The organism is Microbacterium sp. BF1 (assembly GCF_019279095.1).
In the GTDB taxonomy this organism is placed as follows: domain Bacteria; phylum Actinomycetota; class Actinomycetes; order Actinomycetales; family Microbacteriaceae; genus Microbacterium; species Microbacterium maritypicum.
This window is the reverse complement of the sequence record NZ_JAGYWT010000096.1, coordinates 1-7,008: the sequence shown is the minus strand read 5'-3', so window position 1 is coordinate 7,008 and position 7,008 is coordinate 1. Positions and strand designations below refer to the sequence as shown.

8 protein-coding genes are annotated in these 7,008 nt (G+C 67.0%); 3 read left to right on the top strand and 5 right to left on the bottom strand.

Annotated elements, in window-relative coordinates; translation table 11 throughout:
• A partial coding sequence (locus tag KZA10_RS05370; protein ID WP_218682357.1) for an EamA family transporter occupies positions 1-462 on the top strand: 462 nt, incomplete at its 5' end.
• Between the two features lie 6 nt (positions 463-468).
• Here the strand turns inward: KZA10_RS05370 and ffh are convergent.
• The gene (ffh, locus tag KZA10_RS05365) at positions 469-2,028 is read right to left on the bottom strand and encodes a signal recognition particle protein (RefSeq protein ID WP_218682356.1); all 1,560 of its coding nucleotides are present in this window, start codon (positions 2,026-2,028) and stop codon (positions 469-471) included.
• A 51-nt stretch (positions 2,029-2,079) separates the two neighbouring features.
• The gene (locus tag KZA10_RS05360) at positions 2,080-2,664 is read right to left on the bottom strand and encodes a TetR/AcrR family transcriptional regulator (RefSeq protein ID WP_017830739.1); all 585 of its coding nucleotides are present in this window, start codon (positions 2,662-2,664) and stop codon (positions 2,080-2,082) included.
• Between the two features lie 99 nt (positions 2,665-2,763).
• On the opposite strand from KZA10_RS05360, the gene lipB reads away from it, so the two are divergent.
• Both lipB and lipA read left to right on the top strand, forming a co-directional pair.
• The gene (gene lipB / locus KZA10_RS05355; RefSeq protein ID WP_127482411.1) at positions 2,764-3,417 is read left to right on the top strand and encodes a lipoyl(octanoyl) transferase LipB; all 654 of its coding nucleotides are present in this window, start codon (positions 2,764-2,766) and stop codon (positions 3,415-3,417) included.
• Positions 3,414-4,403, top strand: coding sequence for a lipoyl synthase (gene lipA, locus KZA10_RS05350; protein WP_141385980.1), 990 nt, complete (start codon positions 3,414-3,416; stop codon positions 4,401-4,403). The genes lipB and lipA overlap by 4 nt, the downstream gene beginning before the upstream one ends.
• A gap of 24 nt (positions 4,404-4,427) precedes the next feature.
• Here lipA and KZA10_RS05345 read toward each other — a convergent pair whose 3' ends face one another.
• From KZA10_RS05345 to KZA10_RS05335, 3 genes are all read right to left on the bottom strand, one after another.
• A complete protein-coding gene (locus KZA10_RS05345; protein WP_017830742.1) occupies positions 4,428-4,928 on the bottom strand; it encodes a DUF2004 domain-containing protein in 501 nt (166 codons plus the stop codon).
• A gap of 44 nt (positions 4,929-4,972) precedes the next feature.
• A complete protein-coding gene (gene ftsY, locus KZA10_RS05340; protein WP_141385979.1) occupies positions 4,973-5,845 on the bottom strand; it encodes a signal recognition particle-docking protein FtsY in 873 nt (290 codons plus the stop codon).
• Between the two features lie 55 nt (positions 5,846-5,900).
• Positions 5,901-7,008: AAA family ATPase (locus KZA10_RS05335; protein WP_256934449.1), on the bottom strand; the 1,108-nt coding region annotated here is incomplete at its 5' end.

Sequence of the window (7,008 nt, the reverse complement as noted above, 5' to 3'; positions counted from 1 at the left end):
GTCACGGCGACGGGTGTCGGGATGATCCTGACCAAGCGCTGGGGCCGTCCCGTCGGGGTGAGCCCCGTGTCCTACGCCGGTTGGCAGCTCAGCGCGGGCGGCCTGTTGCTGCTGCCGCTCACGCTGATCGTCGAGGGCGTGCCGGCGACGATCGACGGCGGTGCCGCTCTCGGATACCTGTGGCTGGCCACCGCCGGGGGGATCGTCGCCTACACGCTGTGGTTCCGCGGTGTGCAGCAGCTGCCGGTGATCGCCCCAGGCCTTCTGGCCCTGCTCTCCCCCATCGTCGCGACGGTCCTGGGCGTGCTGATCTCGGGCGAGCGGTTCACGCCGCTGCAGGCGACCGGGTTCATGCTCACCCTCGGCGCTCTGGTGTTGGGACAACTCGTCTCCCAGCCGAAGCCGCCTCAGGGGCGAAACACGCAGGTGACGGCGGCACCGTCTCTCACAGCGCCGCGCTGAAAGAGCTCAGCTCTTGCCGAAGAGCTTCTGGATCTCCGCGAGGTCCGCCTCGCTCGGAGCCTTCGCCGCTCCGCCGCCGAGACCGAACCCGGAACCGGTGGGCGTCACGGATGACGCGATCCCCGCATTCTCGGCCGCGCGCTTGGCGGGGTTTCCCGAGCGGGAGCCGCCGGAGGACTTGGCCTTCTTGCCGCGCTTGGAAGATGCACCGGGACGCCCCATGCCGGGAACGGCCCCCATACCGGGAATGTTGGGGGTGCCGCCACGAGCAACAGTCTTCATCATCTTCGCGGCCTGCTCGAAGCGCTGCACGAGCTGGTTGACATCGGTGACCGTCATTCCGGATCCGCGTGCGATACGCAGACGGCGTGATCCGTTCAGGACCTTGGGGTTGCGTCGCTCGCCCGGCGTCATCGAGCGGATGATGGCTTCGGTGCGGTCGATCTCACGCTCGTCGAAGTCTTCGAGCTGCTGTTTCATCTGCCCCATGCCCGGGAGCATCCCGAGCATCTTCTTCATCGAGCCCATCTTCTTCATCTGCTGAAGCTGGTCGAGGAAGTCCTCGAGCGTGAAGGCCTCGGTCGCAAGCTTCTCGGCCATCTTCATGGCCTCTTCCTCATCGAAGGCCTGCTGCGCCTGCTCGATGAGGGTCAGGATGTCGCCGAGGTCGAGGATGCGGCTCGCCATGCGGTCGGGGTGGAACGGCTCGAGGTCTTCGAGGCGCTCGCCGGTCGAAGCGAAGATGATCGGGCGGCCGGTGACGGAGGCCACCGAGAGTGCGGCGCCACCGCGGGCGTCGCCGTCGAGCTTCGACAGCACGACTCCGGTGAAGTCGACACCCTCCTGGAACGCCTTGGCGGTGTTCACGGCGTCCTGACCGATCATCGCGTCGATGACGAACAGGACCTCATCCGGGTTCACAGCCTTGCGGATGTCGGCGGCCTGCTTCATGAGCTCGGCATCGACGCCGAGACGGCCGGCGGTGTCGATGATCACGACGTCGTGCTGCTGCCGTCGCGCGTACTCGACGCCGTCACGCGACACCTTCACGGGATCACCGACGCCGTTGCCCGGCTCCGGTGCGTAGACCGATGCGCCGGCCTGCTCCGCGACGACCTGGAGCTGGGTGACCGCGTTCGGGCGCTGGAGGTCAGCCGCGACGAGCAACGGCGTGTGCCCCTCACCCTCGAGCTGCTTGGCGAGCTTGCCTGCGAAGGTGGTCTTACCGGAGCCCTGCAGGCCCGCGAGCATGATCACGGTCGGCGCGGTCTTCGCGAACTGCAGACGACGCTGCTCTCCGCCGAGGATCTGCACGAGTTCCTCGTTGACGATCTGCACGACCTGCTGGGCCGGGTTCAGCGCCTTGTTGACCTCGTCGCCGAGGGCGCGTTCGCGCACCTTCGCCGTGAATTCCTTGACGACCACGAGCGCGACGTCGGCGTCGAGCAGGGCGCGTCGGATCTCGCGCACGGTGCCGTCGACGTCGGCCGCGGTGAGCTTTCCCTTCGTGCGCAGATTGCGGAAGGTCTCGGTGAGCCGATCGGAGAGCGTGCCAAATGTAGCCATGGTGCTCTGATTCTACGCGAGCGGAGGCCGGTTGCTCAGCGCCGTGCGGACTCAGGACCAGGGCAGGTCGTGGATCGTCCCCAGCGCTTCCCGGAGGACGGTCTCGGGAGTGCCGCGTCCGGCTCCCTGTTCCGCCCAGACCCGCAAGGATGACAGCACCGCCGCCGCGTGAGCGGCCCCCAGGATATCGGCGCGGATGACATCGACCCCGGCGGCGGACGCCGCACGCGACACCGCCGTGGACAGGCGGGCGAGGCGGAGTCCGGTGTCGCGGACGAGCTCGTCCTCCAACCCCATCGCCCGAGCGTTCCGAAGAGCGAGCGCGAGCGGATCAGGGGCGAAGTCGTGCACCACACGTAGCAGGATGTCGCGAACCTCGTCGCCGGTCGCGGCCCTGTCGAGCCGCTCGAGAGAAGCGATGGCCTGACCGATGCGCTCGTCGACACCCGACCACAGCACGTCGCTCTTCGAAGCGAAGTAGTTGAAGAAGCTGGATCGGCTGACGCCGGCGCGCTGGGTGATGTCAGCGACGGACGTGGCGTCGTATCCGCGTTCGAGGAAGAGCTCGCACGCAGCTTCTGCGAGCGTCTCTCGCGAAGACGCCTTGGGGCGACCGGCCCTGCCAGGGGAACTCATGCCCTCACGCTACCGCGAGGACCACCACGACGACGCCGTCGGCAGTGCGGAGGGGTATTGTTGTTCCCAGTCCATTTACTCAAGGAAAGCGGTTCTGCGATGCTCGAGATCCTCACCCCTGGATTCGCTCCGACGCCCGTACCGTACCTCGACGGATGGGATCTTCAGCGCCGTATCCACGCCGATGTCGTCGGACGTACACGTCCGGACACACTGATCCTCCTCGAGCATGAGGCGGTGTACACCGCGGGAAAGCGGACGGAACCGCAGGAGCGCCCACAGGACGGGACTCCCGTGATCGACGTCGATCGCGGCGGCAAGATCACCTGGCACGGCCCCGGGCAACTCGTGGGATATCCGATCGTCCGCCTCGTCGAGCCCATCGATGTCGTCGCCCATGTGCGTCGGCTCGAGCGCGTGCTCATCGATGTGCTGCGCCCGTTCGGCGTCGACGGCTATCAGGTCGACGGCAGAAGCGGCGTCTGGGTGCGCCGACCGCTCTCCGAAGACAAGGTCGCAGCGATCGGGGTGCGCGTGCAACAGGGAGTGACGATGCACGGCTTCGCCATCAACTGCGACAACTCGCTGACCGGGTTTCGCGGAATCATCCCGTGCGGGATCACCGACGCCGGGGTCACGACGGTGAGCGAGGTGGCCGGCTCCGCCGTCTCCCCGCTCGACCTCGTCGACGCCGTCACCCGCGCCTTCCTGGCCGAGTACGCGACCACTGAACTGACAGGAGCCACCGCATGACCGCCGCACCCGAGGGGCGCAAGCTCCTGCGCCTGGAGATCCGCAACGCCGAGACGCCGATCGAGCGCAAACCGGAGTGGATCAAGACCAAGGCGAAGATGGGCCCCGAGTACACGGCCCTGCACTCCCTCGTGAAGAGCGAGGATCTGCACACGGTGTGCCAGGAGGCCGGCTGCCCGAACATCTACGAATGCTGGGAGGACCGGGAGGCGACCTTCCTCATCGGCGGTTCTCAGTGCACGCGCCGGTGCGACTTCTGCCAGATCGACACCGGGAAGCCCGCCGACTACGACACCGATGAGCCGCGTCGTGTCGCCGAGAGCGTGGTCCGCATGAACCTGCGCTACGCGACCGTGACGAGCGTGGCGCGCGACGACCTGCCAGACACCGGCGCATGGCTCAACGCCGAGACGGTGCGCAAGATCCACGAGCTCAATCCGAACACCGGTGTCGAGCTGCTCGCGAACGAGCACAACGCCGATCCGGCATTCCTCGGTCAGATCTTCGACGCCCGCCCGGAGGTGTTCGCACACAACGTCGAGACCGTACCCCGCATCTTCAAGCGCATCCGTCCCGCCTTCCGCTACGAGCGGTCCCTGAACGTGCTCACCCAGGCGCGAGACGCGGGGCTGATCACCAAGTCGAACCTCATCCTCGGGATGGGCGAGGAGCCGGAAGAGGTCGTCCAGGCGCTGAACGACCTGCACGACGCCGGATGCGACATCATCACGATCACGCAGTACCTGCGCCCCTCACCTCGTCATCTCCCGGTCTCGCGGTGGGTGAAGCCCGCGGAGTTCGTCGAGTTCAAGGAGGAGGCGGAGGGTATCGGTTTCCTCGGCGTCCTCGCCGGTCCCCTTGTGCGGTCCTCGTATCGGGCCGGGCGTCTGTGGGCGCAGTCGATGCGGTCGAAGGGCCGCGAGATCCCCGCCCACCTGTCGCACATCGCGGACAGCGCAGACCTCGGTTTCGCCCAGGCCGTCTGACCCGGACGCGCTCCGGGGTGTGGCTCAGTCCGCGCTCATGACGGACTGCACGCTGCCGTCCGAGCCGAGGTTCACCAGCAGCACGTCGTCCGTCGAGCTGTCGTCGAGGGCGTACTCGAGCACCGCGAAGGGCTCGGATCCTCCGTGCTCATCAGCGAGGATGGTCATGCTCATCAGGCGCAGGGAACGGATGATGTCGACCGCCGCGTCGCCGGACACGTCGACGAGGACGTCGGGAAGATCATCGCCGTACGTCTCCTGCTGCTGAAGGATGTACTCGGTCACCTCACTGGTGCGGTCGTCGACTTCGGCGAGCATGCCGCGCCGGGCGGTGTCGTCGACGCTCTCCAAGCCAGCGATGAGCGACGCGGCGATGTCGAGCGCATCGGCGGACACGTCGTCCTGATCCGGCGCGGTCAGATCGACGGTGACGCTCTGGTCGCCGAGCTCCACGGTCTCCGACCAGAAGATCGAGCCGTCGGGACCCGAGGACAGGAGTCCGAAGTAGTCGTGTTCGATCGCCATAACGCTATGAAACCAGCCTCGTGCTCACTGCGGTAGTCCCGTCATCAACCGACCAATGACTGGACGAACACATGGGGGGTGAAACCGGTCAGATCGTCGATCCCCTCGCCCTGGCCGAGCAGCTTGACCGGGATCCCGGTGCGCTCCTGCACGGCCAGCACGAAGCCGCCCTTGGCAGAGCCGTCGAGCTTGGTGAGGACGAGTCCGGTGACGCCGGCGTGCTCGAGGAAAGCCTCGGCCTGCATCACGCCGTTCTGGCCCGTGGTGGCATCGAGCACGAGGAGCACCTCACTGATCGGGGCCTGCTTCTCGATCACGCGCCGGACCTTCGAGAGCTCATCCATGAGGCCGCCCTTGGTGTGCAGACGCCCCGCCGTGTCGATGATGGCGATCTCGATGCCTTCACGCTTGGCGTACTCGACCGTCTGGAAGGCGACGGATGCCGGGTCCTGCCCCTCCTGCTGCGGACGCACGATCGCGGCCCCGCCGCGCTGCGCCCAGGTCGCGAGCTGCTCGACCGCTGCCGCGCGGAAGGTGTCGGCCGCGCCCACGACCACGCTGCGCTGATAGCCGCGAAGAAACTTCGTGAACTTGCCGATGGTCGTCGTCTTGCCCACGCCGTTGACACCCACGACGAGCACGACAGCGGGACGCTCGGTGAGCTTCAGCGTCGTGTCGAACTTGGCGAAGTGCTCCTCGAGGGTCTCCCGCAGCATGCGCTGAAGATCCTTGGGGTCGGTGGTGCGGTACCGTTCGACCTTCACGCGCAGCTCGTCGACGACGCGCTCGCTGATGTCAGGTCCGAAGTCGGCTGTGATGAGAGCCGTTTCGAGGTCCTCCCAGGTCGTCTCATCGATGGTGGGCTTGACGAACATGCCGCGCAGTGCGCGACCAAGAGACCAGGACTTCTCCGCCATCACTCCAGCCTACGGGTTGCGCGGGTGGATGCTCCGCGCGAGGCGGTTCGATCCGCTAAACGGCCGCCGCGGCCCGATCTCCGACACGCTGCCCCACGACCGCCGAGACGCCGTCCTGGCGCATCGAGACGCCGTAGAGCGCATCGGCGATCTCCATGGTGCGCTTCTGATGCGTGATGACCAGCAGCTGCGAGCTCTCCCTCAGCTGCTCGAAGACGGTGAGCAGCCGGCCGAGGTTCGCATCGTCCAGAGCGGCCTCGACCTCGTCCAGGATGTAGAACGGGCTCGGCCGCGCCTTGAAGATCGCGACCAGCAGCGCCACGGCCGCCAACGACCGCTCCCCGCCGGAGAGGAGGGAGAGGCGCTCGATCTTCTTCCCGACCGGCCGGACGGACACCTCGATGCCCGTCGTCAGCATGTTGTCGGGGTCCGTCAGAGAGATGCTCCCTGTCCCACCGGGGAACAGCAGAGGGAAGACCTGCCCGAACGCCTCCTTCGTGTCTTCGAAGGCACTGGCGAAGATCGTCTGCATCCGCTCATCGAGATCGGTGATGATCGTCAGGAGGTCTTGGCGCGTCTGGGTGAGGTCGGCCAGCTGCTCGGTGAGGAAGGCGTGCCGCTGCTCGAGAGCGGCGAACTCCTCGAGTGCCAGCGGGTTCACGCGACCGAGCTGGGCGAGTTTGCGCTCCGCTTCGGCGAGACGACGCTGCTGGATGCGACGGTCGAACGGTATGGCCGTGTCATCCGTGTGCTCATCGCCGTCGTGCGGCGCCACGCCCGGATCGCGCGGGACCAGCTGGTCAGGACCATATTCCGCAACGAGAATATCTTCGTCGAGAGCCAGCTCGGAAGCGACGCGCTCGAGAAGGCTGTTCAGGTGGAGCTTCTTCTCGTGGATCTGCAGCTCGAGTCCGTGCACGCTCTCGGTGAGTCCGGCGAGCCGCTCCCGAAGAGAGCTCTCCTGCGCGCGCAGGGCGACGAGTTCCTGATTCTGCGCCGATCGCGCAGCTTCAGCCTCGCGCAGAGCGAGGCGTGCCTCCGTGACCGAGCGATCCAGTGAGTCGAGGATGCGAGGCAGTTCTTCGGCCACACCCGACGCCGCCTCTCGCTGCGCACGGCGGATGACCGCTCGGCGCGCAGACTCGGCCGCGGCATCCCTCTCG